The sequence below is a fragment of the Caulobacter segnis genome, assembly GCF_019931575.1.
Taxonomy (GTDB): Bacteria; Pseudomonadota; Alphaproteobacteria; order Caulobacterales; family Caulobacteraceae; genus Caulobacter; species Caulobacter segnis_C.
Map to the genome: position 1 here is coordinate 3,519,395 of NZ_CP082923.1, position 26,287 is coordinate 3,545,681.

A 26,287-nucleotide genomic window follows, 5' to 3' on the forward strand; every position below is an offset into this window, starting at 1 on the left:
GACGTGGGCATGGGCATGGGCTTGAGAGGCCATGGTCAGGTCAGGCTCCGCAGGGCTTCGGTGCGCGCGTCCTCGACGCGGACGACCTCCTCGGCCGGGATGTAGTAGTCACGCTTGAAGTTGAAGGTGTGAGTGATCGCCGTGGCCACCAGGGCGACGAACGAGACGACCGCCAACCACCAGATGTGCCAGATCAACGCGAAGCCCAGCACCGTGCTGATCCCGGCCAGCACCACGCCAGCGCCGGTATTGGCGGGCATGTGGATCGGGATGAAGCCGGTGGTCGGGCGCTCGTAGCCCCGCGCCTTCATGTCCCACCAGGCGTCCAGCTGGTGGATGACCGGCGTGAAGGCGAAGTTGTAGGCCGGCGGCGGCGACGAGGTCGACCACTCCAGCGTCCGGCCGCCCCAGGGGTCGCCGGTCTCGTCGCGCAGGGCCTCGCGGTTGCGTATGCTGACGACGATCTGGACGATGAAGGCCAGGATGCCGCACAGGATGATCACCGCGCCCACGGCCGCGATCACGAACCAGATCTGCAGGGACGGGTCCTCGAAGTGGTTCATGCGCCGGGTCACGCCCATCAGGCCCAGCACGTACAGCGGGGTGAAGGCGACCCAGAAGCCGACCAGCCAGCACCAGAACGAGACCTTGCCCCAGAACGGATCCAGCTTGAAGCCGAAGGCCTTGGGGAACCAGTAGGTGATGCCGGCGAACATGCCGAACACCACGCCGCCGATGATCACGTTGTGGAAGTGGGCGATCAGGAACAGGCTGTTGTGCAGCACGAAGTCGGCGGGCGGGACGGCCAGCAGCACGCCGGTCATGCCGCCGATCACGAAAGTGACCATGAATCCGACGGTCCACAGCATCGGCACTTCGAACCGGATGCGGCCGCGGTACATCGTGAACAGCCAGTTGAAGATCTTCGCCCCTGTCGGGATCGAGATGATCATCGTCGTGATCCCGAAGAACGAGTTCACGCTCGCGCCCGAGCCCATCGTGAAGAAGTGGTGCAGCCAGACGATGTACGACAGGATGGTGATGACGACGGTCGCGTAGACCATCGAGCTGTAGCCGAACAGGCGCTTGCCGCAGAAGGTCGAGACCACCTCGGAGAACACGCCGAAGGCCGGCAGGATCAGGATGTAGACCTCGGGGTGGCCCCAGATCCAGATCAGGTTCACGTACATCATCGGGTTGCCCCCGAAGTCGTTCGTGAAGAAGTTCGTGTAGAGGTACCGATCGGCGGTCAGCAGGGCCAGGGTGGCGGTCAGGATCGGGAAGGTCGCCATGATCAGGACGTTGGTGCACAGCGACGTCCAGGTGAAGACCGGCATCTTCATCAGGCTCATGCCCGGGGCGCGCATCTTGATGATGGTCACGACCAGGTTGATGCCTGACAGGGTAGTCCCGACCCCGGCGATCTGCAGGGCCCATATGTAGTAGTCGACCCCGACGTCCGGACTGTAGGCCAGGTTCGACAGCGGCGGATAGGCCAGCCAGCCGGTGCGGGCGAACTCGCCGACGAACAGCGACAGCATCACGGTGATCGCGCCGCCCACCGTCATCCAGAAGCTGAAATTGTTCAGGAATGGGAAGGCCACGTCGCGCGCGCCGATCTGCAGCGGCACGGCCAGGTTCATCAGGCCCGTCACCAGCGGCATGGCCACGAAGAAGATCATGATCACGCCGTGGGCGGTGAAGATCTGGTCGTAGTGGTGCGACGGCAGGTAGCCGGCGTTGTCGCCGAAGGCCATCGCCTGCTGAGCCCGCATCATCAGGGCGTCGGCGAAGCCGCGCAGCAGCATGATGATCGCCAGGATGATGTACATCACCCCGATCTTCTTGTGGTCGACGCTGGTCAGCCACTCACGCCAAAGATAGCCCCACAGCCTGTAGCGGGTCAGCAGGAACAGCGTCGCCAGGCCGCCCAGGGCGACCATGACGAAGGTGCCGAGCAGGATCGGCTCGTGCAGCGGAATGGCGTCCCAGGTGAGACGGCCGAAGATGAATTTGACGAGGTCCGGGGACATTCTGGGTCTCTAATCCTGGCTCAGCGCTGGGCGGACTTCGGAGCGCAGAGCGCGGCGACGAACGCGCGCAGACCGCCTTCCTGGCCGCGCCGGACGCGCTTGTCGTATTCGAGGGTGGTGACGTTGTAGACGCCGGCCATGCCGAGACCGCCCTGAGCGTCGATGCGCATCATGTCGTGCTGGCACATCTTGCCCGGCTCGACGCAGCGGTTGACCGCCTTGTCGAACAGGCCCGCGTCGACCGTGGCGAAGCGTTGGACCGGGGCCTTCTCGCTGGGCTTCTCCAGGACCAGGTAGCGGGGGCCGTCCAAGCGGTCGCCGCCCCTGCGGACCTCGGCGGCCCAGCGGTCGAAGTTCGCCTGGCTCATGCCGTGGAACTTGAAGCGCATGTGCGAGAAGCCGGCGCCGCTGTAGTTGGCCGAGAAGCCGTCGAAGGTCCCAGGCTTGTTGATCACCGCGTGCAGCTGGGTGGTCATGCCGGGCATGGCGTAGATCTGGCCGGCCAGAGCGGGCACGTAGAACGAGTTCATCACCGACGAGCTGGTCAGCTGGAAATCGATCGGCGTGTCGACCGGCGCGGCCAGCTCGTTGACCGTGGCGACGCCCAGCTCGGGATAGATGAACAGCCACTTCCAATCGAGGGCCACGACCTGGACCTTCAGCGGCTTGACGTTCTCGGCCGAGCGGCCGGGCGCCAGGCGGTCCAGCGGGCGGTACGGGTCCAGCAGGTGGGTGCTGGTCCAGGTCACCGCGCCCAGGATGGTGATGATCACCAGCGGCGCGGCCCAGATCACGATCTCCAGGCGGGTCGAGTGGTGCCAGTCGGGATCGTACTTGGCCGCCTCGTTCGAGCGCCGGTACTTCCAGGCGAAGAACAGGGTGAGCGCGATCACCGGCACGATGATCAGCAGCATCAGCACGGTCGCGACGATGATCAGGTCGCGTTGCTGCATGGCGATATCGCCGGACGGATTCATCACCACCCAGTCGCAGCCGCTGAGCAGCGGCAGCAAGGGCAGCAGGGCCAGCTTGCCCAGCAAGCTTGGCGATGGACGGGGTGTGAGCCTGGAGATCGGACGCATGCGGCGCCCGATAGGCCGTTCTGCTGCGGTGCGACATTGGACCGTTTGTCCTAGGTCAAGTCGCGCCTTGCCCTTGATCAAGCCGCCGTGAACGGAGCGCAAGCGCCACGAAGGCGTTTGCCAGACGCCGCCCCTTGGCCCCATGCTCGCCTCAAGACCGCCGAATAGGCGGCGCGGCATCGCAAGTTGGGACGGAAACGAGGAATAGGCGTCAGTACATGGCTCAAGAGTTCACTATCCCCACATCGTCAGGTCTGGAGCGCGACGCGCGCAGGATGCACGCCGACCCGCACGGCGTTCGATCGGGCGAGATCGCCCTCGGCGTGGTGATCGGCCGCACCTCGGAATTCTTCGACTTCTTCGTCTACGCCATCGCTTCGGTGCTGGTGTTCCCACAGCTGTTCTTCCCGTTCGTCGATCGCCTGACCGGCGTGATGTTCTCGTTCGCCGTCTTCGCCCTGGCCTTCGTCGCCCGCCCCTTCGGCTCGGCGATCTTCGGCGCGATCGATCGTCGCTTCGGCCGCGGCGCCAAGCTGACGGTGGCGCTGTTCCTGCTGGGCGGCTCGACGGCCTTCATCAGCTTCCTGCCCGGCTACGCGGTGGTCGGCCCGCTGGCGATCTGGGCCCTGGCGGCCTGCCGCATCGGCCAGGGTCTGGCCTTGGCCGGGGCTTGGGACGGCCTGGCCTCGCTGCTGGCGCTGAACGCGCCCGAGAAGAAGCGCGGCTGGTACGCGATGATCCCGCAGCTGGGCGCGCCGTTCGGCTTCATGCTGGCCAGCGGCCTCTTCGCCTATTTCGTCAGCAGCTTGGGCGGCGCAGACTTCCTGGACTGGGGCTGGCGTTACCCGTTCTTCGCCGCCTTCGCGATCAACGTCGTGGCCCTGTTCGCCCGCCTGCGCATCGTCGCCACCGAGGAATACGGCGCCCTGTTCGAGAAGCGCGAGTTGCGCCCCGCCCCGATCGCCTCGCTGCTGCGGGCCGAGGGCGGCAACGTGCTGATCGGCGCCTTCGCCCCGCTGGCGACCTTCGCCATGTTCCACCTGGTCACCGTCTTCCCGCTGTCGTGGGTGATCCTGCATGACCCCGACCAGGCCCTGACCTTCCTGCGGATCGAGCTCTTCGGCGCCCTGGTCGGCGTCGGTGGCATCCTGGCCTCGGGCTGGATCGCCGACCGCATTAACCGCCAGAACCAGCTGGCCCTGTCGGCGCTGCTGATCGGGGGCTTCAGCCTGCTGGCCCCGCGCCTGCTGGACGGCGGCTCGCTGGGCCAGACCCTGTACGTGGTGCTGGGCTTCGCGATCCTGGGCCTGTCGTTCGGCCAGGCGGCCGGTACGGTCAGCTCGCGCTTCTCCAAGCGCTATCGCTACACCGGCGCGGCCTTGACCTCGGACCTCTCGTGGCTGATCGGCGCGGGCTTCGCCCCGCTGGCGGCCCTGGGCCTGGCCACCCTGTGGGGCCTGCCCGCCATCGGCCTCTATCTGGCCTCCGGCGCGATCGCGACCCTGGTCGCCCTGACCATCGACCGCAATCGCCGGCTGGCGCTGAAATAGCGCCGCCACGGCGCGACGCTCCCCTGGCGGAGCGTCGCGCCCGCCAGCGCGTCCGCGCGCTCAGCCACGCCGTCAGACGAGAATAATTGCAAGATTTACTTATAGGTTGTATTCTCCAAAGAAATGAGGGGGATCGCCATGGCGTTGACGCGACGGGCTTTTTCCGCGAGCGCGGTCGCCCTCGGGGGTGCATCCGGTCTTCTCGCCGCGCCGCCGCAGGATCCCTTCATCCTGCGCTACATGCAGCTGTGCCGCGTCTCTCAAGGCCCGCTCGACCGCATCACCCCCGAGCTCGCCGATCCGCGCTTCGTCGGCGTGGGACAGGGCGGGGCCTGGCGGGTCGAGTGGGGGCCGGCCTGGGACTCGGTGCAGGCCAATCTCGCCCTCGTCGCCAGCTATCGCCTCCCCGGCCAAGCCGCGCCCGAGAAGCTGGTCCTGGTGGTGCGCGGCACCGACGTCACGCATGACGCGTGGGGCGACCTCAAGGAGGCCTTCGAGGACCTGCTGGTCCTGAAGCAGAAGCCCCTGCCCTGGGATCCCGCCTCTCCGGCGCGCGTGGCCGGCGGCGCGCTCTTGGGCCTGCGCGTCGTCGACGGGCTGAGCAGCGACGGCGCGGGTCTGCGCGCCTTCCTACGCCAGCGCCTGACCGATTCCGCCACCCGCCCCAAGGAACTGGTGATCACCGGCCACAGCCTGGGCGGATGCCTGGCCACGGTGATGGCGGTGTGGCTGGCCGACGACTTCGCGCGCAACGGCGTCGACACGCCAATCCGCCTGGTCACCTTCGCCGCCCCCACCGCCGGCAACGCCGCCTTCGCGGACCTGGTGACCCAGCGCTTCGCCGACAGCCAGCAGTACTACAACACCTTGGATGTCGTGCCGAACAGCTGGTCGGACCTCCCAGCGGTCAAGACCATCTACCGCCCCTACGGCCTCCACACCCCGGCCGCGGCCAGCCTGGTCATCGACCTGTTCGCCGGCGCCCTGGGCGCGGCGGGGATGGCCTATGTGCAGCCCCCGGCCAATCGGCTGGCCCTGGCGGGCGCGCACCAAGGCGGCCTGGGCTGGTACCAGCAGGTGGGCGCCCAGCATCACGCCCAGGCCTATCTGCGCCTGCTGGGCGACACCTCGGCGGTCATTCCGCCGCTGCGGATCCGGGGGCGTCACGAAGACGCGACGGCGTAGGAGCCTGATCGTGCACGAGCAGCCGCGCGAGATCGGCGTTCATCGCCTCGAAGCCGCGACGCGTCACCGCCAGCCGCAGACGCTGGTGCAGCGGCGTGATCAGGCCCGAGAACTCCTCGCGGTGGATCAGCCGCGTCCCCTCCGCCGTCGCCTCCAGCTCGAAGATGTGCTCGCCGGCGAAGATGGCCGCCGTCCCGATCACCGCCCGCCAAGCGAACACCTTCTCGGGCGTCAGCCGGGTGACGATCGGGTGAAAGGTGCGCGGCGGGCCGCCGGGCGGAGCGACGCTGACGGCCAGGCGCGCGCCCAGTTCGGCCGCGCCCTCGATGCGCCGCACATAGCGGTTCCACGCGCCATAGGCCGGAAAATCCATCAAAGCTCGCCAGACCGCCGAGGGCGGTGCGGCCAGCCTTTGCTCGGTCAAAAGTTCGATCATCGCCGTCCTCCCACGCCCTTCCGTCCAGGCTCATCCGATTGGCGCCCATGAAACACCCGCGCGAGGCGGGCCTTCGCCGCCGATCCTACGCCAGCTGGTCCAAGGTCCTGCCGGGCGCCAGCCTGTGCGCGCCCGACGGCCAGGGCTGGCTGGAAGGCTGCGCGCGCGGCCTGTCCCTGGCGCCGCGCGGCGCGGGCCGCAGCTTCGGCGATGCGGCCTTTGGCGTGCCCGAGGGCCTGACCTGCCAGGCGCCCCGAGGCGGCGCTTTCGACCTCGACACCGGGACCCACCGGCTCTGGATGGACGCCGGCGACAGCGTCGGTTCGGCGCATCGCCGGCTGGAAGGCACGGCCTTCGAGTTCCCGATCTACGGCGGCACCCAATGGGCCAGCGTCGGCGGCGCGGCGGCCGGCGACATCCACGGCAAGAACCATCCCGACGAGGGCTCGTTCGGCCGCCATGTCGAAGCGCTCGACATCGTGCTGGCCTCGGGCGAGACGCTGCGCTGCTCTCGGTCGCTGCATGACGATCTCTTCCACGCCACCCTGGGCGGCATGGGCCTGACCGGCCTGATCACCCGCGTCGCCCTGAAGGTCCGCCCGCGCGCCAGCCCGACCCTGAGGGTGCGCCGTCGCCAGGTCGCGGACCTGGACGCCCTGTGGCCCCTGCTCTGGCCCGACACGCCGCCCGACTACGCGTTCGCGACCTTCTTCGACCTGGCCCAGGCCCGACCCCGCGGGCTGGTGTTCCAGGCCGATCGCACCGCCGAGGCGACGCCGCCGCCGCGCATCGCCCGGCGGATCGATCTGCCCCGCCTGCCGGTGATCACCCCCGGCGCCGTGCGAACCGTCGGCCGGATCGTGCTGAACGCCACCCGCGAGCCGGCGGAGACCCTCGTTCACCGCCGCGACTTCAACTATTCGGGCCTGCACGAGCACCTCTATGGCTGGAACCAGCTGTACGGTCTTCGCGGCATGATCGAGTACCAGTTCGCCGCCTCGCGCGCGGCCTTCCCCGCGCTGGTCGAGCGTTTCGTGGCCCTGGCGCGGGGTCATGACGCCCCCATGCTGGCGGCGGTGATCAAGCCGATGGGCCCGCTGGCCTCGGGCGGCCTGCTGTCGTTTCCCATGGCCGGCGCGACCATCAACTTCCAGACGCCCTGGTCGCCGCGCGCCCTGGCCTGGCTGGACCAGGGCAGCGAGGCGGTGATCGCCGCCGGCGGCCGGGTCAACCTGACCAAGGACTGCTGCCTGCGGCCCGGCCAGATGGCGCGGATGTACCCCGACCTCGACCGCTGGCGGGAGGCGGTCAGGACCTACGACCCGCAAGGCCGCGTGCTCTCGGCGCTCGCACGCCGGCTGGACCTGAAGCCTTGGGCGAGCGCGCCGGCTTCGTAGGGTCGTCGACCCGCTCCAGCCAGTCGACCGCGCGCAGGACGCGCTGGATCACCGAGGCCCAGATCAGCGCCGCCAGCAGGGCCAGGGCCCAATCCAGGACATCCAGTCCGGCCGCCGACCAGTTGGGAAACAGGGCGTAGGCGAAGGCCGAGATCAGCAGCGCCGCGCAGCGCTCGGTGCGCTCCATCAGGTCGGGCCAGGCCTCGTTGCCGATCGGCGCCTCCATCTCGGCCCGCGCCTTGGCGTAGCTGAAGAGGCCCGCGCCCAGCGCGACCACGAAATAGAGCTTCCAGTGACCGGTGGCCGCCGCCAGAGCCAGGCACAGCGCGCCATCGGACACGCGGTCGCACAGCGCATCCAAATAGGCGCCGGTCTTGCTGACCCTGCCGCTCAGCCGCGCCACCGGTCCGTCCAAGGCGTCCAGCAGCAGCGACAACCCCAGCAGCGGCACGAGGACGAGGACGGCCTTGGTCCAGGCGAGCAGGCCGCACAGCGCCAGCGAAATCGCCAGCGCCCCCAGGGTCACGGCGTTGGGCGTCAGGCCCAGGCGGATGAGGCCGCGAGCCGGCGCCGCCACCAGCGGAGCGAAGCTGGACTTGATCTGGGTCAGCATGGCGCGGTCTCCGTGGCGACGGGCTGGGTGCGTCGCGCGTAGCGCTCCATCGCCCGGATGATCCGGTCCAGCCGGCGACCCGTCAGCTGCGGATAGCTGGGCAGGCGAACCAGATGGTCGCTGGCCAACCGCGCGCGTGGACAGGTCGCGGCGAACGAGGCGAATTGCGGCAGGCTGGCGCAGTCGTAGAACTCGTGCGGCTCGACCTCCACGCCCGCCTTCAGCATGGCGCGCGTGAAGCCCTCGGAGTCGTCGACCAGCACGCCGAAGTACGAACCATTGGCGCGGCCGAAGCGGTCCTCGTCGAGAAACTCATAGGGACCCAGATGCGCGGTGGCGGCCTTGATCCGCGCCACCACCGCTCGTCGCGCCTCGACATTGCCGTCCAGCCGCTGGAGCTGGCGCGCGCAGAGGAACGGCATGAACGGCGCGAAGGGCGGCCGCGAGGCCGGGTCGAAGCGGTAGCCCGCCACGTCCTTGGACGGCGAGGCCAGGTCGCGCAGCCAGGGCAGCCCTCGGGCGGCCAGGAACCGGCCTAGGCTGATCAGCGGCCGCAGCGTCCAGCGATAGAGGCTGGGAGTCATGCAGACCGACAGCAGCGCCTTGGCCGGCGTCGAGGCGGCGACCGTCCAGGCGACCTTGGGCTGCGGCGGCGGCGTCCAACCCTCGGCCAGGGTCTCGTCCAGCGCCAGCATGCCGCCGCCGAAGCAGTTGACCAGCTTCTGGGGTCCGAAGCTGAACAGCGCGCCGTCGCCGCGCGCGCCCAGCTGGCCGTGGCGGTCGCGGCTACCGACCGCGTGGGCGCAGTCCTCGAACACCTTGATCCCGCGAGGGCGGCAGATCGCCAGGATGGCGTCGATGTCGGCCGGCGCGCCGAACATGTGGGTGACCAGCACCAGCCGCGTGGTCTCGTTCACCGCCTTGGCCACCTCGGCCGCGTCCAGGCTCAGCGTGGCCAGGTCGATGTCCACGAAGACCGGCCGCAGTCCCCACTGCGCGAGCAGGCGGACGACCACATAGTAGTTGTAGCCGGCGACGATCACCTCGCCGTCGCGCGGGATCTTGGCCGCGTCCAGGAACGCCCACAGCGCGTGGCGCCCGGCCGGCATGCCGAAGACCCGCTTGCCGGGCAGGCGCTCGCCCCACAGCGCCTGCAAGCGCGCGTCGGGGTCGCGAGCCCGCCGCGCCACCTGCGCGAAATCCAGCGGGCGCATGGCCGGCGAGTGCTTGGGCAACAAGCTCAGGGGCGGCAGGCTCAGGGTCATGGGACGCGGCTCAGCGGTCATAGGCGTAGCCGGCCAGATGCGGGTGTCGGCGCGACCGCTGCTCGATGTCGCGAACCAGGGCGCCGGACCAGGACCGGCTGGCGCGCGACTGGCTGGCGGCCGGATAGACCAGGCCGGCGCAGGCCTCGAGATAGGCCTCGTCGACCGGCAGTCCCAGGAACGCGCCCAGTCGCCGGATCTGCGGGCGCGGCGTCGCTACGAGGTCCTCGTGGCGGATGTCCAGCACCTGCTCCGGATAGCGGGCCTTAACCCGCTCGACCCCGGCGCAGAGCCGGAAATAGGTTTCCATGGCTGGCTCCAGGGCGCTCTGGGTCCGGTTGGCCAGGGTGGCGATGTTGTCGAACGGGTTGCGCACCACGTGGATGAAGGCCAGGCGAGGCGCGTGGCGGAACCGGGCGCGGGCCAGCAATTCGGGATCGCGGCTCAGGCGCAGCGTCGCCCACTTGGCCTCCTGGTCGCCGATCACCGTCGGCCGGCCGCTGCGGCCCTGGTGCTGGCCGGGAACGGGATAGGCGTAGGCGGTCAGCTTGCGACCGTCCCGCGCGAACCGCTCGGCGTTGCGGGCGATCATGTGGAACACCGCCTCGGGCGCGACCCCGGCGCTCAGGCGCCCCAGCGCGTCCAGCCGGTGCGAGAACACCGCCGCGGCGTGCGCGTCGAGGATCGAACTCACCACGCTGTGGCCGCTGCGCGGATAGCCGATGAAGTTGCAGAACACCTTCACCTGCGCATAGCGGTCCGGGTCGCGGGCCAGGGCGGCGCGCGCCTGGCGCGCGTCCCACCAGGCCTGCGCGCCCACGCGTCCCCAGAGCCAGACGTTGTTGTCGACGAAGCCGAGGCGCTCGCGCAGGTCCATGTCAGCTGACCATCGCCGGGGCCCTGGCGGGCTGGGGTTGATAGGGCTCCAGCCAGGACGCCGGCGCGCCCGCCGCGTCGGTCACCAGGATGGGATCGAAGTACAGCGCCCGGTCCTCCGGCGTGATGTCCGGCGGAGCGTGGTCGTAGTGGCCGTCCAGCGGCTGCTCGCCGGCGATGTAGTTGAGGCCCAACCCGCCCTTGCGCCTTTTGGCGAGGTTGAACAGTCGGAAATGGGCCTGGAAGTGAACGACGTGGGCCAGGGGCGAGGCGCGGCGCAGGGTCCAGGCGCGACGCAGGAAGTCGAGCAGGTGCCGCGGTCGATTGACCAAGGTGTCGGGCCGCCGGAAGAGCTGGGTCAGGAAGGCCGTCAGGCGATCGTCCGTGTCCTGACAGTCGCCATAGACCACCGTCTGCCCGTCGATGTCGCGCAGGCGCAGGTTGGGCCGCAGCTCGCCCGCCCGCGCCGCCTGCCAGAACAGCTTGGTGCCCACCAGCGGCGAGACGATGGCGATGAAGCTCGGGAACAGCAGGGCGCGGTGGGACAGGATGGTGTCCAACTGGGCGCGCATGGCCTCGACCGAGGTGATCCTGGGGTCGAACAGATAGCCGTAGATCACCACGATCCCCCGGCTCTGGGCGTAGGCGATGTCGTCGACGAAGTTGGTGCTCTTGGACAGGTTCTGGACCTTGTCGTGACGGTGCAGGAAATCGAGGTCCAGCGACTCCAGGCCGGTGAACAGCACCGCGCAGCCGCTCTGGGCCAGCAGGTCGATGATCTTGCGGTTCTTCAGGATGTCCTGGGTGACCAGCGCGCCCCAGCCCTTCAGCCGGCGGTCCTTGGCCAGTTCAGCGCACAGCTCGCGCAGATAGCGCAGGTCGTTGCCGAAGTTGTTGTCGATGAACCAGACGGTCGGAAGCCAGCGCCGCACGGACCAGAAGGGGCTGGCGGCGACGGCGTCGTTGATCGCCTGTGTCACCCGCTCGACCCCGTACTTGGTGTGCCGCGCGCCCTCGGCAGGGATGACGCAGAAGTCGCACTTGAAATTGCAGCCGCGCGAGGCCTCGACCAGATGCGACGCCGGATGGAGGTCGTTCTCGGCCAGCATCTCGTAGCGGATCCGGTAGTCGGTGAGCCGGGTCTGGGGTGAGCGGTAGATCGACTTCAGCGTCCCGGCCTCGAGATCGGCCATGACATCGACGACGGAGTCGACCCCGCCGGCGCAGACCGCGTCGAAGAACCGCGCGGCGAACTCGGGGAACATTGTGCAGAAATAGCCGCCCGCGATCACCTTGGCGCCGCGCCGGCGATAGACGTACGAGAGCTGGCGCTGACGGTCGAAGTCCTTGGCCAGGCCGCTCAGGAAGACGATGTCGGCCGACGGCAGGCGATCAGGAGTGAGCGAGCCGTGCCACATCTCCTGATAGATGCTGATCTCGTAGCGTTCCGGGTCGATCAGCGAGCCGATCTGCAGGCCGGCCGAGGGCTGCAGCAGCGACAGGTCGCGCTTGAAGCTGCGGTCGCCGTGGAAGTGGGCGCAGATGATCAGCACGCGCGGACGGTCGGTCATGCCACAGCCCTTCGCTTCAGGTCCGGCGGCGAGCGCTCGGCCAGGGTCCAGCGCCCGATGGCCTCCTCAGTGAAGCCCCGTCCGTCCCAGTAGCGGGCGGCGATCTCGACACGGGCGTCGTCCAGCCTGAGCAGGTTGTAGCCGTTTGGCCGGTCGCGCAGATGCGGCGAGACCGCCGTCGGCGCCTGGACGACCAGCAGCGGCCGATCCAGCCCCAGCGCGCCGGCAACATCGATCGCATAGGCGCGGTGGATATGGCCGCCCAGCACCATGTCGACTCCGGCGGCCGACAGGCGTCGCAGCCCCTCCTCCCAGCCGTCGACCAACCGGTAGCGCGCATCGTCCGGCGGCGGCTGGAAGGGATGGTGGGCGATCACGATACGGCGCGCTTCCGGCGGCGCGCCCCCCGCCAAGGCGCAGACCTCTTCCAGCAGGTCCGGCGGGATCCGGCCGTCCTTCCAGGTCTTGCCGTGGGCGGTGCAGAGGCCGGCGACCCAGGCTTCGCCGGCCCGGCGTACGGGGACGCGGTCCGGATCGACGTGATGGGCGAAGCGAGCGGTGGGACGCCCCAGACGTTCGAACAGCGGCAGCAGCGGCACGTCATGATTGCCCGGCGTGGCGATCCACGGTCTCGGCAGGCGGCCCAGGAAACGGCGCGCCCGGCGGAACTGCCAATGGAAAGCCCGCTCGGTCAGGTCGCCGCTGACGACGATCAGGTCCGGCCGCAGCGCACGGAGGTCAGCCAACAGGCCCTCGACGACGACGGCGCGCTCACGTCCGAAATGCAGGTCCGAGAGGTGCGCCACCAGGGTCATCGCGCCGGCTCACACGGTCTCGGCCTGGCGCTGGGCCTGGCGGATGAACTCGACGGTCAGGCTCCTGGCCATCTCGTCGTTCATCTGCTGCGGCGGGTGCTTCATGTAGTAGGCGCACGGCGCCTCGAGCGGACCGCCCAGGCCCTGGTCGCGGGCGATGCGGGCCAGGCGGATCAGGTCGATGACCACGCCGGCGCTGTTGGGCGAGTCCTGGACCGACAGCTTCAGGTCCATCTCCAGCGGCACGTCGCCGAAGCCGCGCCCCTCGATGCGGATGAAGCAGATCTTGTTGTCCTTCTGCCAGGGCACGTAGTCCGACGGTCCGATGTGGACGTTGTCGGCGGCGATGTCCTGGGCGATCTGAGAGGTCACCGCGCGGGTCTTGGAGATCTTCTTGGACCTCAGACGCTCGCGGGCCAGCATGTTGAGGAAGTCGGTGTTGCCGCCGGTGTTCAGCTGGTAGGTCCGGTCGATCACCACGCCCCGCTCGCCGAACAGGCGCGAGAGCATGCGGTGGACGATGGTCGCGCCCAGCTGGCTCTTGATGTCGTCGCCCAGGATCGGCAGCCCCGCCGCCTTGAACCGCGCCGCCCAGGCGGGGTCCGAAGCGATGAACACCGGCGCGCAGTTGATGAACGCCACGCCCGCGTCGAGGCAGGCCTGGGCGTAATGGCGCGCGGCGGCTTCGGAGCCGACCGGCAGATAGCTCAGCAGCACCTGGGCCCCGGAGGCCTTCAGCACCTTGGCCACGTCGACCGGCGGCTCGCCCGAAGGCCGGAAGGCCTGGCTGTCGGGATAGTCGGCCATGTGCTCGGCCACGCCGTCCAACAGCGGCGCCATGCTGACCTTGACCGAGGCGCGCGGCAGGTCGGGGCAGAACACCAGGGCGCAGTTGGGCGGGGCGAACACCGCCTCGCGCAGGGGCCGGCCGACCTTGCGCACGTCGATGTCGAACGCGGCCACGATGTCGATGTCCTGCGGCCGCCAGCCGCCGATGTCGGCGTGCATCAGGCCGGCGCAATCCGGCGCGGCGTCACCGCCGTAATAGTGCAATCCCTGGATCAGCGCGCTGGCGCAATTCCCCACCCCCGCGATGGCGATCTTGATCATCTGCCCCTCCCCGCGTCTGGCGTCGCGGCGTCTCGCCACGCTTCGTCAGGGTAGAGAAGAACAGCCCGATACAACCGTCAATTGGATTTTTATAAAATTCTCTAATAGTTTGTATTGGGCCGATGGGCCGGCGCGATGCGCCGGACCTGATCTTTCGCTGTGGCTATTCAACGCTCCTTCGATCGCTTCCGCCGCCCCGTCGCGCCAGCCAGACGAAGAAGGTCGGCAGCACCAGCAGGGTCAGCACGGTCGAGGTCAGCAGGCCGCCGACCACCACCGTCGCCAGGGGTTTCTGGACCTCGGCGCCGGCGCCGATCGCCAGAGCCATGGGGATGAAGCCCAGGATGGCGACCAGCGCCGTGGTCAGCACGGCCCGCAGGCGGCCGACGGTCCCGTCGATCACGGCGGCGGCCACATCGGTCTCGCCGACGATCCGTGACTTGATGCTCTGCATCAGAACGAGGCCGTTCAGCGTGGCGACGCCCGACACCGCGATGAAGCCGACAGCGGCCGAGATCGAGAACGGCATGCCCCGCAGCAGCAGCGCCAACGCGCCGCCGACCAGGGCCAGGGGCACGCAGGCGAAAACCAGCGCCGCCTCGGTCACCGACCCCAGCGCCATGAACAGCAGGACGGCGATGACCAGGAACACCACCGGCACGATCACCGCCAGCCGCGCGCTGGCCCGTTCCAGGTTCTTGAACTGGCCGCCCCACTCCAGCCACGAGCCCGGCGCCGGCCGGACCTCGCGCGCCACGGCGGCCTGCGCCTCGGCGACGAAGCCGCCGAGGTCGCGGCCCCGGACGTTGGCCTGAACCACGATCCGGCGCTTGCCGTTCTCGCGGCTGACTTGGTTGGGTCCCTCGGCGGTGTCGAAGCGGGCGATGCTGGATAGCGGGATGGCCGCCGAGGCGCCGCCGTCGGCGCTTTCGGAGACCACGGGCAACTGGCCCATGGCGGCCGGATCGGCGCGCAGGGCGTCGTCCAGGCGCACCACCACGTCGAAGCGGCGGTCGCCTTCCAGGATATGGCCGGCCTCGCGGCCGCCCAGGCCGATCTCCAGGGCGTCGGCCGCGTCGCTGGCGTGGACGCCGAGGGCGGCGGCGGCCGTGCGGTCGACGCTGGCGGTGATCGTCGGCTGGCCCGAGATCTGTTCGACCTTGACGTCAGCCGCGCCGGGAACCTTGCGCAGCGCAGCCGCGATCTGGTCGGCGGTCCGGCTCATGACCGCGAAGTCGTCGCCATAGACCTTGACCGCCACGCCCGAGCGCACCCCCGCGATCAGCTCGTTGAAGCGCATCTGGATCGGCTGGGTGAACTCGTAGGCGTTGCCGATCAGCTTGCTGAGATCATCCTCCAGGCGCTCGACCAGCTCGGCCTTCGACAGGTTCGGATCGGGCCAGTCCTTGCGGGGCTTCAGGATCACGAAGGTGTCCGAGGCGCTGGGCGGCATCGGGTCCGAGGCGATCTCGGCCGTGCCGGTGCGGGTGAAGACCAGAGCCACCTCGGGCTGGGCCGAGAGCACCTTCTCGACCTCGAACTGCATGGCCTGGCTTTCCTCCAGCGAGATTGAGGGCACACGGCTGGCCTGGACCAGCAGGTCGCCCTCGTCCAGCGTCGGGGCAAATTCCCGGCCCAAGGCGAAGAAGGCGACGACACCGATCACGAGGGCCAGCCCCGCCCCGGCCGCCACCGCCGCCGGCCGGGCGACGGCGGCCCGCAGCAGCGGCTCGAAGCGTGTCCGCACGGCCTTCATGGCGCGGGTCTCGCCGTGGCCTCCATTGGCGTCTTGGGGCTCGCGCACCACCAGGGCGGTGAAGGCCGGAACCAGGGTCAGGGATAGGACGAACGCCCCGGCCAGGGCGAACATCACCGTAGCGGCCATGGGCGTGAACATCTTGCCCTCGACGCCCTCGAAGGCCAGCAGGGGGGCATAGACCAGCAGGATAATCGCCTGGCCGAAGGCGGCGGGGCGGGCCATCTCCTTGGCGGCCTCGGCGGCGATCGACAGGCGCTCGCCGGCGGTAAGGGCGCGGCCCTCGGCCTCGCGGCGTAACGCCAGGCGGCCCAGGGTGTTTTCGATGACCACCACCGCGCCGTCGACGATCAGGCCGAAGTCCAGCGCTCCCAGGCTCATCAGGTTGCCGCTAATGTCGAACCGGCGCATGGCGATGGCCGCGATCAGGAACGACAGCGGGATGACCAGCGCCGTGATCAAGGCGGCGCGGAAGTTCCCCAGGGCGAGGAACAGCACCACGATGACCAGCAGGGCGCCGACCGTCAGGTTGTGCTCGACGGTGCGGATGGTCGCATCGACCAGGCGGGTGCGGTCCAGCACCGGCTTGACCGTCACGTCGGGCGGCAGGCTGGCCCCGATGGTCTTCAGCCGTTCATCGACGCGGGCGGCGACGGTGCGGCTGTTCTCGCCGACCAGCATCAGGGCCGTGCCGATCACCACCTCGCGGCCGTTCTCGCTGGCCGAGCCCAGGCGCGGGGCGCGGCCGATCGCGACCGTGGCGACGTCCGAGACCTTGACGATCGCGCCGGCCCGCCGGCCGATCGGCGTGTCGGCCAGCTCGGCCAGGCTTTTGACCCGGGCGTCGGTGCGGACGATATAGGCCTCGCCGCCGCGCTGGACATAACCCGCCCCGGCGATCCGGTTGGAATGCTCCAGGGCCTCGACCAGCTGCGGCAGGCTGATGCCCCGCGCAGCCAGCTTGGCCGGGTCCGGATGGACGGCGTACTCCTTGACGTAGCCGCCCAACACGTCGACGCCCGCGACGCCGGCGACCGTCTTCAGCTGCGGGGCGACGATCCAGTCCTGCACCGTTCGCAGATAGGTGGCCTTCTCGATGTCGGTGCGCAGGGTCTCGCCTTCGGGCGTGACATAGACCGCGCCGGGACGCGCGGCCGCGCCCTTGAACTCGACGGTCCAGATATAGACCTCGCCCAGACCGGTGACCGGCGGCCCCATGCTGGGCTCCAGCCCGTCGGGCAGCTTGGCGCGCGCGGCCTGCAGCCGCTCGTTGATCAGGGCGCGGGCGAAGTAGAGATCGGTCTTGTCGGTGAAGACGGCGGTGATCTGCGAGAAGCCGTGCCGCGACAGCGAGCGGGTCTCCACCAGCCCCGGCGCGCCGGCCAGGGCCGTCTCCAGCGGGAAGGTGACCTGTCGCTCGACCTCCTCGGGGCCGAGGGCGGGGGCGATGGTGTTGATCTGCACCTGGCGGTTGGTGATGTCGGGCGTGACGTCGATCGGCAGGCGCGACAGTTGCTGCAGGCCGAACGCCAGCAGCGCCACGGCCAGCAGGACGACGATCCAGCGATGGCGGACCGAGAGGTCGATGAGACGGTTCAGCACGGTCAGTCCTCGTGTCCCGCTTCGCCCTTGCCGAGCTCGGCTTTCAGGCGGAAGGCCCCCTTGCCGGCGAGGGTCTCCCCGCCGTTCAGGCCCTTGAGGATCTCGACGGATCCAGCGGCGGTGCGGCCGGTCACCACGGACGTGGCGCGGAAGCCCTTGGGCTCGGCGACGAACACCACCGAGCGGCCTTCCAGGGTCTGGACGGCTTCGGATGGGACGGTCAGGCCGCCCTCCCCCTTGGCCAGGACCACGCGCGCCGAGACGATCGCGCCGATCTGCGGCGCGGGCCCGGTGGGCTTGGCGCGAACGACCGCCGCGCCGGCGCCGAGAGCGCTGGGAGCGACGGCGATGATGCGCGCGCCGGCTTGTCCACCGTCGGGCCGTTGGACCGCGATGAGGTCGCCGACATGGATCGCGTCGGCCGAGGCCGGCGGCGCGTCGAGGACGTACTCGACCTGCGCCTGGTCGGCGATCTCGGCGACAAGGCCGCCCTGGGTCAGGAAGCCGCCGACGCGGGCGTCCATCCTCGTGACGACCCCGGCGATCGGCGCGCGCAGGACCGCGACGCCACCGGCGCTGGGCGCGCCCTGGGCGGCGACCTGGGCGCGGGCGGCGCGCAGCTCGGCCTGGGCCTTGTCGGCGGCGGCCTGGCTGGCTTCCCAGTCCTGACGGGCGACGACCCCGGCCTCGAACAGGCGGCGGTCGCGGGCGGCGGCCGCCCGGGCGGCGCGCGCGCCGGCCTCGGCGGCGTCGACACTGGCCCTGGCGCCCGCCCCTTCGGCGCTGCGCAGGGTGGCGATCGCGCCGCCGGCCGCCACGCGGTCGCCGGCGGCGACATGCACGCGCTCGACCGTCCCCGACACCGGCGCGCCCAGGGCGGCCGAGGCGTTGGCGGCCAGGGCGACGCGGCCGGGCAGGACGAGTTCCGAACCGCCGCCGCGCCCAACCGGAACGGTCAGCACGCCGGCCTTGGCGGCGTCGGCGGCGCCGAGGGCCACGAAGCCCTCCTCGTGCGGCGGCGCTTCCTTCTCGCCGTGGTCGGGGGCCTGCGCCGGAGCCTTGTCGGTCAAGCGGCCGACGCCGTAGCCTAGGCCCAGAGCGGCCGTCAGCGCGGTCGCCGCGCCAGCCAGAATCCATGTGCGATTGGTCATGGGGCGTCCCCGAAAGCGATCTGTCCGTTGGCCTGGGCGAGATCCGCCGAGGCCTTGGCGCGCGCCAGGCGCGCCTCGATGTTGCGTTGGCGGGCGGCGACCAGGTCTCGCCGCGCGGAAAGGAGCTCGATCAGCGGCAGCTTGCCGGCCTCGTAGCCCAGGCGCGCCAGGCGATAGGCCTCGCGCGCGGCGGCCTCGCCCTCCCGGGCGGCGGACGCGGCGCGATCGGCCGCCTTGGCCTCGCCCTCGGCGCTGCGACGGTCGGCGACCGCATCGGCCTGGGCCATGGCTAGGCGCGCTCGCGCGGCGTCGGCGTCGGCTTGAGCCGACCGCACCGCGCCCCGATTGCGGTCGAACAGCGGCAGAGGCAGCGAGACGCCGGCCACGGCGGCCGTGGCGTCGTCGCCGGCCAGCCGGCGAAGGCCGAAGTTGACGGTCACGTCCGGCGCGGCGCGGCGGCGCTCCAAGTCCAGCTTGCGCGCGGCGACCTGCTGTTCGGCCTCCGCGACGGCGACCGTCGGAGCTTGCGCGACGGATCCCGATGCGCGCCACGCCTGGTCCAGCACGCCGGGCGTCACGGCGGTGAAGGTCCGATCGCCGCCGGTCAAGGCCGCCAGGCGGGCCAGGGCCGCGCCCTGCTCGGCCTCGGCGCGCGCGAGCTCGGCCTGCGCCGCCGAGACCGCCGCCCTGGCCTGCAGGGCGCGCAGCTCGGCCTCCTTGCCATTGTCGACCAGCAGTCGCGCGGCGCGGGCGTCGGCCTCGGCCAGGTCGACGCTGTCCTTGGCGACGCTCAGCCGCTCGCCCGCCGCCTCGGCGGCGGCGTAGGCCTCCACCAGGTCGTGGGCGAAGGCGACACGACCCAGGCCGGCGCGGGATCTGGCGGTGTCGACCTCGGCCCGTGCCGTGGCGACGCGCGCGCCGCGCTTGCCGCCCAGTTCCAGGGTTTGCCCGACCGACAACGTGGTCTCGGCGCTCTGGAAGTCACGATAGGGGCCGTCGCCGCCGACGTTCTCGACCTGCAGGCCCAAGATCGGGTTAGGGCGAGCGCGGGCCTGCTGGGCGCGGCCCTCGGCGGCGCGCGTCTCGGCCTCGCCGACGATCAGGCGCGGGGCGGCGGCCTCGCGCAGCAGGGTTTCTAGCGGCGGCGCGGTCTGGGCCGCGGCCGCGCCATACAGCGCGCCGCAGGCGGCGGACGCCAGGGCCGCGCGCAGCGGCCATCGGGTCGATGACATGAAGATTCCTCGCGATGATGGGACGACGGCGCGCGAAAGGCGCGCGGGTCGTCAGGCGCGAGGCGGTCGGTCGATAGCGGAAAGCGGGCGCGAGGCCAGGGCGCGCCCCGGAGCCGGAGCGACCTTGGCCGCCTTGGGGGCCGGCGCGACGACAGCCCCGATGGGCGCGACGAACAGCGAGCCGGCATGGTGACAGTGACCGCCCACGCAGCAGGCCGCCTTGCATGGCGCGCCGTCTTCTCGCTGGTCGGTGTGGACCGTCTGGACGGCGCTGGCGCTCGCCGGCGCGACCGTGTCCTCGATGCAGAGGCAGGCGGCCAAGCCGGTCGTGGGCGCGATCACGAGCAGCGCCAGGACGCAGGCGGCCAGAAGGCCTCCCAGGTTCCGCCAGCATGTCGTCATCCGTCGCATGGCGGCTGTCATAGCCGCGAGCGATCCAGTTGAGAACGCGTTACATAATCACATCGACCGCTAGCGGACTTCGAAGACCACCACCCGCGCGGGCTCGACGGCGTTGAAATTGTCGTCGGCGAACAGCACCAGCGTGCGTCGCCCGGCCAGGTCGCGGCCCCAGGCCATCGCCTCCAGATTGGCCCCCGCGCCGGGCAGGCGATCGAAATTGACCAGCAGGCGCTTGGACAGGACCCGGGGCGCGGGTCCGTCGATCAGGCTGGCGCGCCCGGCGACGTCCTCGCCCCCGCTAACGTCGACCAGATAGAGCCGGCAGTGGAACGCAAAGCGCCCCTGCCCGTCCTCGACGCCCGAGCGCTCCAGCACCAGCAGCCGGCGGTCGTCGACGGTCAGTATCTCGCTGATTCCGTTGTCGCCCCGCCGCGCGGGCGCGGCCTGGATCGGGTCCAGGCGATAGGCGTACTGCGCCGAGACGCGGCCCTGGCGATCCAGCCGGGTGATCCGCGTCAGGCCGCCCTGGGCGATGGTGCTGACCGGCCCATCCGAAACCAGCGGCGCCTCCATCGCCAGCCACAACCCGCGGCCGTCGGGCGAGAAGCTCAAGGCCTCGAAGGTCAGGTTCGGCCGCGCGCCCGTCGGCGTGAAGCGGAAGGCCGGCGGCGTCGGGATGGTCCCTCTCGCCGCGCCGTCGCGCCCCATCCATCGCACAGCCGGATCGAAGCCGCGCGCGACGTCGCCCTCCGTCGCCCAGACGAGGTCGCCGCTCCGGGGATCGATCCGCAAGGCCTCGGCGTCGGGACGCTCGCCCTCGGCCGCCGAGAAGGTCGCCCTGTCCTGGCGACGCAGCGGGACCTGCCCCGTCAGCCGTAGCCCCTTCACGCCCGTGGCGTCGTAGTCCAGCCGGCCGACGAAGAAGCGCGCGAGCGCCTTGTCCGAACGGTCGTCGGAGATCATCAGCCAGTCGCCGGTCCGGCGGTCGTAGTCGACGCCCGAGACGCCGCCGAACGGCGCGCCGTCGACGCTCATGTCCTTGGGCAGGTCGAGCGTCCCGACCAGCTTCAGGGCCAGCGCCAGGCCGAGGGCGGCAGCCCAATTCACCGAAGGACGCTCACTTCAGGACGCGCACGGACTCGCGCTCGACCAGCTCGACATTGAACACCACCCGGCGACGCGGCTCGGCCCGCGCGCCCATGCGGCGGATCAGGGTCTCGACGGCGGCGGCGGCCATGTCCTCGACAGGCATGTCGATGGTCGTGAGAGCCGGCGTGTGCAGTTGAGCCCAGGGGATGTCATCGAAGCCGACCACCGAGACGTCGCGCGGCACGGACAGGCCCATCGACCGAATGTGGCGCATGGCCCCGATGGCGATCAGGTCGGCGCCGGCGATCACCGCCGTGGCGGCGCGGCGCTCCAGGGCCTCAGTGACGGGGGGCTCCAGGTCCAGCGAGAAGGCGTTGTGGACGTGCCAGGTCAGTTTGGCGCGCTCACGGATTGTGGCGATGGCCCCCTCGGCGCGCTGGCGGGCGCTGGAGGCCGCGTGGGGACCAGAGATCACCCCGATGTTCACATGACCCGCCGCGATCAGGTGCTCGGCGGCCAGGCGCCCGCCCTCGGCGTAGTCGGCCTGGATGACGTCATAGCCCGGCAGGTTGCGGTCCAGCACCACGGTCGGCACGCCTTCGATCAGCTTGCCCACCGGGCCGTCGTCGGCGATCGGGAACCAGATCACCCCGTCGACGCCATGGTCGACCAGCAGGCTGACCGCCCGTTGTTCGGCTTCCGCCGAGCCCTCGGTATCGGTCAGGAAGACGCTGTAGCCGTGGGCCCGCGCGGCCTGGATCACTACCTGGGCCAGGCTGGGGAAGAACGGGTTGGTCAGGTCCGGCAGGATCAGGCCGATGGCCCCGGTTTTGCCGGTCTTCATGGCCTTGGCGCTCTGGTTGGGCCGGTAGCCCAGCTCGGCGGCGACCTTCAGGATGTGCTCGCGCGTGGCCTCGCCCACCGAGCCCGCGCCGTTGATCGCGTAGGAGGCGCTGGCCAGCGACACGCCGGCGGCCTTGGCGACCTCCTTCAGGGTCGCCCTGCGGGGCGGATCGGTCGTCGGCGGGTCGGACTTGGCCATGCGGGATTCCGTTGCTCGCCCTGGACGTGAAAGGTTTCACGACGGGCGTCAAGGAAGGGATCGGGGCGGATCCGGAGACCCGCCCCGCGAGAGGCGCCGAACAAGGGGGGACGACGCCCCGCGTCTGGATCAGAACCGCGCGCGCACCGAGACGGTGTAGGTGCGCGGCATGCCGACGAAGTAGCGGTCCAGGGTGCGGTTGTTCGGCGTCGTGGCCGTGTAGCCGAACTCCGGCTGGGTGGCGGTCGAGCCGCTGACCGCGCCGATGTAGTCCTCGTCGAACAGGTTATCGACGTTGAACTGGAACCGCAGGTCCGGAACGCCGGCGCGTTTCAGGTCGTAGGTCGCGGTCAGCCCCACCAGCGTATAGCCGTCAATCATCTCGACGCCGATCTCCTGGAAGGTGGTCGGGGCCACGATGTGGCCGCCCACGCGGTCGCCGACATAGCGGACATTCGCGTCGATCTTCAGGCCCGAGAGGGGCTTCCAGCCGACCTGGCCGAAGAAACTGTTCTTGGGGATGTCGCGCACGCCCGCCCCGCCGATCACCGCGACCGAGGCCAGAGCCTTGCGGGCGTCGCTGCCGACGGCCGGGTTGTCGTGCTTGGCGTCCTGGCGCGAGTACGAACCGTAGAGGTCGACCGACCCGAAGTCGTAGTAGCCGGTCAGCTCCACGCCCTTGGTCTTGATGCCGGCGATGTTGACGGCCTTGGTCGCGACGTTGCCGCGGACGATCTCTTCCGGATCCAGGACGGCCGTCGGGTCGCGTGTCACGATGCCGACGTTGTTCTTAAGGTCCACGTCATAGGCCTGGATCGAGAAGGCTACGTTCGGCTTCACGTAGCGCAGGCCCAGATCGACGTTCTGGGTCTCGACCGGGGTAAGATCCTTGGGGTTGATCACCGCCGTCGAGCCCAGGAAGGCGTCTTCCGGGATGCCGGCGAAGTTCTTGGCGTAGCCGCCGAACAGCTCCCAGGCGTCGGCCAACTGGTAGGTCGCGCCGATCTTCGGATTGATGTCCGAGTGCTGCGAGAACTTGACGTTGGCCTTGTACTCCAGCGGCGACTTGGCGTCGTACTTCACGTCGTACCAGGTCAGGCCCAGGTCGACCTTCAGCTTGTCGTCCAGCAGCCGGAACTCGTCCTGGGCGTACAGCATGGTGGTCTCGACCGAGGCCGAGCGCTCGTATTCGACATAGTTCAGCTTGGAGCGATCATAGGCGATGCTCTGGGCGGAATTGATGATCGGGTAGAAGTTGCGCTTCTCGGTGGAGTCGCCGCCTTCCCACCAGCCGCCGAAGCGCAGGCTGTGACCACCGAACCGGGCCTTCAGCTCGCCGGTCACGCCGTAGCGATCACGGTCGCGGGGCGTCACCCGCATGTCGGCCGGGCCGCCGACCACATTGCTGTTGCGCAGCGTGGTCAGGGTCGGGCGCACCGCCCCGCCATTGGCGTTGTAGCTGGTCACCGCGCGCGGATCGCCGCCAGTCAGGACGCGCTGGCGGTCCTGGTAGCGGAACGACTCGCCTTTGAGGTTCTGGTAGTACGGATTGACGTCGAGGCTCAGCGTATCGCTGAGCACGAAGTGGCTGTTGGCGTAGGTCAGCCAATCCTTGCGCCAGCCGCCCAAGGCCCCGCCGAAGTCGATGTCCTTGGCCGGGACGCCGGTGATGGCGTCCAGCGCCCGGTCGCTGCGCGGCGACGCCTCGAATTCACCCTTGGTGACGATGTTGAAGTCGTTGTCGGTCTGGTCGTTGTACGAGACGCGGGCCTTCACGAACGAGCCGTTGTCGAAGTCCTTCACGACCTTCAGCTCGTAATGGTCGCGCTCGCTGCCCCGGCTTTTGCGACCGGCCCAGATGTCGTTCTCCTGATGCGAGTAGGTGAAGTAGCCCGAGAGGCCCGGCGCGATCTCGCCGCTGTCGATGCGGCCGTAGAGGCGGCGGAAGTCGAACGAGCCGACGCCGGCCTCGACCGTCGCGCCAAAGTCCTTGCGCGGGGCGTCGGTGACGAAGTCGATGAAGCCGCCCAGGGCGAAGCGCGACGGCGCCCCGATGTCGCCGGCGCTCTGGGAGACGGTGATCTTGCCGATATTGCTGCTCTCGATGAACCGTTGCGGCGGCGAGCCGCCGTTGAAGCGGCTGTCGCCGGTCGGGATGCCGTCCAGGGTCAGGCCGATCTGCTCGTCGCCCAGGCCGCGCATATAGATCTCGAACGAGAAGCTGCCGCCGCGCGCATCGCCGGTCGAGACCTGGACACCCGGCACCTTGACCAGGGCCTGGGTGATCTCCGCGCCCAGCGGACGCTCCTGGATGTCCTCGGCGCCGATCGTGAAGGTCGCGCGAGCCAGGCCAGAGCCGAACCGCTCGGCGGTGACCACCACCTCGTCGATGGTGTCGCTGGTCGTCGCTGCAGCCGGCGCCGCAGCCTGTTGCGCCATGGCCGGCGCGGCCATCACCAGGCACAACGCGCTCGAAGCCAGCCAGATGGACGTCTTCATGTTCAAAGCCCCCTCAAGTCCGCCTCGGCGGATGTCGGTACTATTTAGTGAAACGTTTCATATTCAAGTTCAATGACAATTTCATCACAGGCGGCCACGCTCCTTCCGGCGCCCGATCGTGCGTCACCCTTTGCTATTTGGCGAGTTTTCCAAGCAATCGCCCTGCCGGACATGCGTAGGAGACTCCATAGAATCCGGGCGCTCGCCCTCGGATTGCACGCTATTTCCTTGAAACGTTTCACTCTATAGAGTTGGCAAACTGGTGGTCGGAGGGGACATGCCGGACAACGAAACCGCGCGGGCGCTGCTGGGCGTCGTCGTGTTCCTGGGGATCGGCTGGCTGCTGTCGGAGAACCGGCGCGCCCTGCCCAGGCGGCCCGTTCTGGTCGGCCTCGCCTGCCAGGTCGCCCTGGCCCTGCTGCTAACCCAGATCCCGGCCGTGACCGCCGCCTTCGCCGCCGCCACCCACGCGGTCGACGCCTTGCAGGCCGCGTCGAGAGCCGGCTCCAGCTTCATGTTCGGTTATCTGGGCGGCGGCCGCGCGCCGTTCAGCGTCGAGGACCCCGGCGCGGCCTTCATCTTCGCCTTCCAGGCCCTGCCGGCCATCCTGCTGGTCGGGGCGCTGTCGGCCCTGCTGTGGCACTGGAAGGTGCTGATCTGGATCGTCCGGGCGGCGGCCTGGGCGTTCGGCAAGCTGTTCGGCGTCAGCGGCCCGGTCGGGGTCTCGACCTCGGCCTGCGTGTTCCTGGGGATGGTCGAGGCGCCGCTGCTGGTGAAGCCGTTCCTGCCACGCCTGACGCGCGCCGAGATCTTCATCATCATGGTCGACGGCCTGTCGGTGATCGGCGGCTCGATGATGATCGTGCTGGGCTCGCTGATCTCGGCCAAGGTGCCCAACGCCTTCAGCCACCTGCTGATCGCCTCGCTGATCAGCACCCCGATGGCCATCGGCATGGCGAGGTTGATCATTCCCGGTGATGCGTCCTCCACGGCGCATGAGCCGATCGTCCTGGCCAGCCCCTATCGCAGCAGCCTCGAGGCTCTGACCTTCGGCACACTGGACGCGGTGAAGATGGTGCTGAACATCGCCGGCCTGCTGATCGTCTTCGTCGGCCTGATCGCCCTGATCAACATGGGGCTGGGCGCCATTCCGCATGCTGGAGCGCCGCTGACGCTCGGCGCAATCCTGGGCTGGTTGCTCACCCCGATCGTCTGGCTGACCGGCGCGCCACTCTCGGACATGCAGACCGTCGGCGCGATCCTGGGGACCAAGGTCGCCGCCAACGAGGTGGTGGCCTACAGCGACATGATGGCCCTGCCGCCCGGTGCGCTCAGCGACAAGAGCCTGCTGATCCTGACCTACGCCCTGGGCAGCTTTGGCAATGTCGGCAGCGTGGCGATCCTGATCGGCAGCCTCTCGTCCATGGCCCCGGACAAGGTCGGCGAGGTCGTCGAACTGGGCTTCAAGGCTCTGGCGGCGGCGTTCCTGACCACCTGCCTGACCGCGACGATCATGGGCGTGATCGGGGGCTGACGCCGGTTTTCGCCGACCGTTGTAAGACAGCGCCGCGGTCGGCGACT

Annotated in this window: 20 protein-coding genes; 4 read left to right on the plus strand and 16 right to left on the minus strand. The window is 69.8% G+C overall.

Annotated elements, in window-relative coordinates; translation table 11 throughout:
• Positions 1–35: 35 nt before the first annotated feature.
• Positions 36–2,033, minus strand: coding sequence for a cytochrome o ubiquinol oxidase subunit I (cyoB, locus tag K8940_RS16190; RefSeq protein WP_223391097.1), 1,998 nt, complete (start codon positions 2,031–2,033; stop codon positions 36–38).
• Positions 2,034–2,053: 20 nt separating this feature from the next.
• Positions 2,054–3,115, minus strand: coding sequence for a ubiquinol oxidase subunit II (gene cyoA, locus K8940_RS16195; protein WP_223391098.1), 1,062 nt, complete (start codon positions 3,113–3,115; stop codon positions 2,054–2,056).
• 218 nt (positions 3,116–3,333) lie between these two features.
• Between cyoA and K8940_RS16200 the strand changes: the two genes are divergently transcribed.
• Positions 3,334–4,665 (plus strand): MFS transporter, encoded by a 1,332-nt coding sequence (locus K8940_RS16200; protein ID WP_223391099.1) that lies wholly within the window; start codon positions 3,334–3,336, stop codon positions 4,663–4,665.
• A 138-nt stretch (positions 4,666–4,803) separates the two neighbouring features.
• Positions 4,804–5,850, plus strand: coding sequence for a lipase family protein (locus K8940_RS23870; protein WP_263285778.1), 1,047 nt, complete (start codon positions 4,804–4,806; stop codon positions 5,848–5,850).
• On the opposite strand, the gene K8940_RS16210 is transcribed toward K8940_RS23870, so the two are convergent.
• Positions 5,801–6,286: an SRPBCC domain-containing protein gene (locus K8940_RS16210; protein ID WP_263285779.1), complete on the minus strand. Its 486-nt coding sequence runs from the start codon at positions 6,284–6,286 to the stop codon at positions 5,801–5,803. The genes K8940_RS23870 and K8940_RS16210 overlap by 50 nt on opposite strands.
• Before the next feature lie 47 nt (positions 6,287–6,333).
• Here K8940_RS16210 and K8940_RS16215 point away from each other — a divergent pair, with 47 nt between their 5' ends.
• Entirely contained in the window at positions 6,334–7,683 is a 1,350-nt protein-coding gene (locus K8940_RS16215) for an FAD-binding oxidoreductase (protein ID WP_223391100.1), read from the plus strand.
• Here K8940_RS16215 and K8940_RS16220 read toward each other — a convergent pair.
• The 13 genes from K8940_RS16220 to K8940_RS16280 form a co-directional block, all read right to left on the minus strand.
• Positions 7,595–8,296, minus strand: coding sequence for a CDP-alcohol phosphatidyltransferase family protein (locus tag K8940_RS16220; protein WP_223391101.1), 702 nt, complete (start codon positions 8,294–8,296; stop codon positions 7,595–7,597). The two genes, K8940_RS16215 and K8940_RS16220, sit on opposite strands and share 89 nt — an antisense overlap.
• Positions 8,290–9,582: a DegT/DnrJ/EryC1/StrS family aminotransferase gene (locus K8940_RS16225; RefSeq protein ID WP_223391102.1), complete on the minus strand. Its 1,293-nt coding sequence runs from the start codon at positions 9,580–9,582 to the stop codon at positions 8,290–8,292. Before K8940_RS16225 ends, K8940_RS16220 begins: the two co-directional genes overlap by 7 nt.
• Entirely contained in the window at positions 9,572–10,438 is an 867-nt protein-coding gene (locus K8940_RS16230; RefSeq protein ID WP_223391103.1) for a sulfotransferase family protein, read from the minus strand. The genes K8940_RS16225 and K8940_RS16230 overlap by 11 nt, the downstream gene beginning before the upstream one ends.
• 1 nt (position 10,439) lies before the next feature.
• Positions 10,440–12,008 (minus strand): B12-binding domain-containing radical SAM protein, encoded by a 1,569-nt coding sequence (locus K8940_RS16235; RefSeq protein WP_223391105.1) that lies wholly within the window; start codon positions 12,006–12,008, stop codon positions 10,440–10,442.
• Positions 12,005–12,823 (minus strand): metallophosphoesterase family protein, encoded by an 819-nt coding sequence (locus tag K8940_RS16240; RefSeq protein ID WP_223391107.1) that lies wholly within the window; start codon positions 12,821–12,823, stop codon positions 12,005–12,007. The genes K8940_RS16235 and K8940_RS16240 overlap by 4 nt, the downstream gene beginning before the upstream one ends.
• Positions 12,824–12,832: 9 nt before the next feature.
• Positions 12,833–13,933, minus strand: coding sequence for an inositol-3-phosphate synthase (locus tag K8940_RS16245; protein WP_223391109.1), 1,101 nt, complete (start codon positions 13,931–13,933; stop codon positions 12,833–12,835).
• Positions 13,934–14,096: 163 nt separating this feature from the next.
• The gene (locus K8940_RS16250; RefSeq protein WP_223391112.1) at positions 14,097–17,291 is read right to left on the minus strand and encodes an efflux RND transporter permease subunit; all 3,195 of its coding nucleotides are present in this window, start codon (positions 17,289–17,291) and stop codon (positions 14,097–14,099) included.
• Between the two features lie 2 nt (positions 17,292–17,293).
• Positions 17,294–18,442: an efflux RND transporter periplasmic adaptor subunit gene (locus K8940_RS16255; RefSeq protein ID WP_223391114.1), complete on the minus strand. Its 1,149-nt coding sequence runs from the start codon at positions 18,440–18,442 to the stop codon at positions 17,294–17,296.
• Positions 18,439–19,674: a TolC family protein gene (locus K8940_RS16260; protein ID WP_223391116.1), complete on the minus strand. Its 1,236-nt coding sequence runs from the start codon at positions 19,672–19,674 to the stop codon at positions 18,439–18,441. The genes K8940_RS16255 and K8940_RS16260 overlap by 4 nt, the downstream gene beginning before the upstream one ends.
• 51 nt (positions 19,675–19,725) lie before the next feature.
• A complete protein-coding gene (locus tag K8940_RS16265; protein WP_223391118.1) occupies positions 19,726–20,016 on the minus strand; it encodes a hypothetical protein in 291 nt (96 codons plus the stop codon).
• Positions 20,017–20,145: 129 nt separating this feature from the next.
• The gene (locus K8940_RS16270) at positions 20,146–21,183 is read right to left on the minus strand and encodes an esterase-like activity of phytase family protein (protein ID WP_223391119.1); all 1,038 of its coding nucleotides are present in this window, start codon (positions 21,181–21,183) and stop codon (positions 20,146–20,148) included.
• 10 nt (positions 21,184–21,193) lie between these two features.
• Positions 21,194–22,207, minus strand: coding sequence for a LacI family DNA-binding transcriptional regulator (locus tag K8940_RS16275; protein WP_223391120.1), 1,014 nt, complete (start codon positions 22,205–22,207; stop codon positions 21,194–21,196).
• 129 nt (positions 22,208–22,336) lie between these two features.
• Entirely contained in the window at positions 22,337–24,706 is a 2,370-nt protein-coding gene (locus K8940_RS16280; RefSeq protein WP_223391122.1) for a TonB-dependent receptor, read from the minus strand.
• Positions 24,707–24,983: 277 nt separating this feature from the next.
• On the opposite strand from K8940_RS16280, the gene K8940_RS16285 reads away from it, so the two are divergent.
• Positions 24,984–26,240 carry a NupC/NupG family nucleoside CNT transporter gene (locus tag K8940_RS16285; protein ID WP_223391124.1) on the plus strand — a complete coding sequence of 419 codons (1,257 nt, stop codon included), beginning with the start codon at positions 24,984–24,986 and terminating at the stop codon, positions 26,238–26,240.
• Positions 26,241–26,287: the final 47 nt, after the last annotated feature.

Excerpts from the sequence above, each read along its gene's own strand:
- K8940_RS16230 (WP_223391103.1), bottom strand. The coding sequence starts at position 10,438 with ATGGACCTGCGCGAGCGCCTCGGCTTCGTCGACAACAACGTCTGGCTC.
- K8940_RS16220 (WP_223391101.1), bottom strand. The coding sequence starts at position 8,296 with ATGCTGACCCAGATCAAGTCCAGCTTCGCTCCGCTGGTGGCGGCGCCG.
- K8940_RS16275 (WP_223391120.1), bottom strand. The coding sequence starts at position 22,207 with ATGGCCAAGTCCGACCCGCCGACGACCGATCCGCCCCGCAGGGCGACC.
- cyoA (WP_223391098.1), bottom strand. The coding sequence starts at position 3,115 with ATGCGTCCGATCTCCAGGCTCACACCCCGTCCATCGCCAAGCTTGCTG.
- K8940_RS16200 (WP_223391099.1), top strand. The coding sequence starts at position 3,334 with ATGGCTCAAGAGTTCACTATCCCCACATCGTCAGGTCTGGAGCGCGAC.
- K8940_RS16235 (WP_223391105.1), bottom strand. The coding sequence starts at position 12,008 with ATGACCGACCGTCCGCGCGTGCTGATCATCTGCGCCCACTTCCACGGC.
- K8940_RS23870 (WP_263285778.1), top strand. The coding sequence starts at position 4,804 with ATGGCGTTGACGCGACGGGCTTTTTCCGCGAGCGCGGTCGCCCTCGGG.
- K8940_RS16285 (WP_223391124.1), top strand. The coding sequence starts at position 24,984 with ATGCCGGACAACGAAACCGCGCGGGCGCTGCTGGGCGTCGTCGTGTTC.
- K8940_RS16215 (WP_223391100.1), top strand. The coding sequence starts at position 6,334 with ATGAAACACCCGCGCGAGGCGGGCCTTCGCCGCCGATCCTACGCCAGC.
- K8940_RS16245 (WP_223391109.1), bottom strand. The coding sequence starts at position 13,933 with ATGATCAAGATCGCCATCGCGGGGGTGGGGAATTGCGCCAGCGCGCTG.
- K8940_RS16255 (WP_223391114.1), bottom strand. The coding sequence starts at position 18,442 with ATGACCAATCGCACATGGATTCTGGCTGGCGCGGCGACCGCGCTGACG.
- K8940_RS16280 (WP_223391122.1), bottom strand. The coding sequence starts at position 24,706 with ATGAAGACGTCCATCTGGCTGGCTTCGAGCGCGTTGTGCCTGGTGATG.
- cyoB (WP_223391097.1), bottom strand. The coding sequence starts at position 2,033 with ATGTCCCCGGACCTCGTCAAATTCATCTTCGGCCGTCTCACCTGGGAC.
- K8940_RS16225 (WP_223391102.1), bottom strand. The coding sequence starts at position 9,582 with ATGACCGCTGAGCCGCGTCCCATGACCCTGAGCCTGCCGCCCCTGAGC.
- K8940_RS16210 (WP_263285779.1), bottom strand. The coding sequence starts at position 6,286 with ATGATCGAACTTTTGACCGAGCAAAGGCTGGCCGCACCGCCCTCGGCG.
- K8940_RS16260 (WP_223391116.1), bottom strand. The coding sequence starts at position 19,674 with ATGTCATCGACCCGATGGCCGCTGCGCGCGGCCCTGGCGTCCGCCGCC.
- K8940_RS16240 (WP_223391107.1), bottom strand. The coding sequence starts at position 12,823 with ATGACCCTGGTGGCGCACCTCTCGGACCTGCATTTCGGACGTGAGCGC.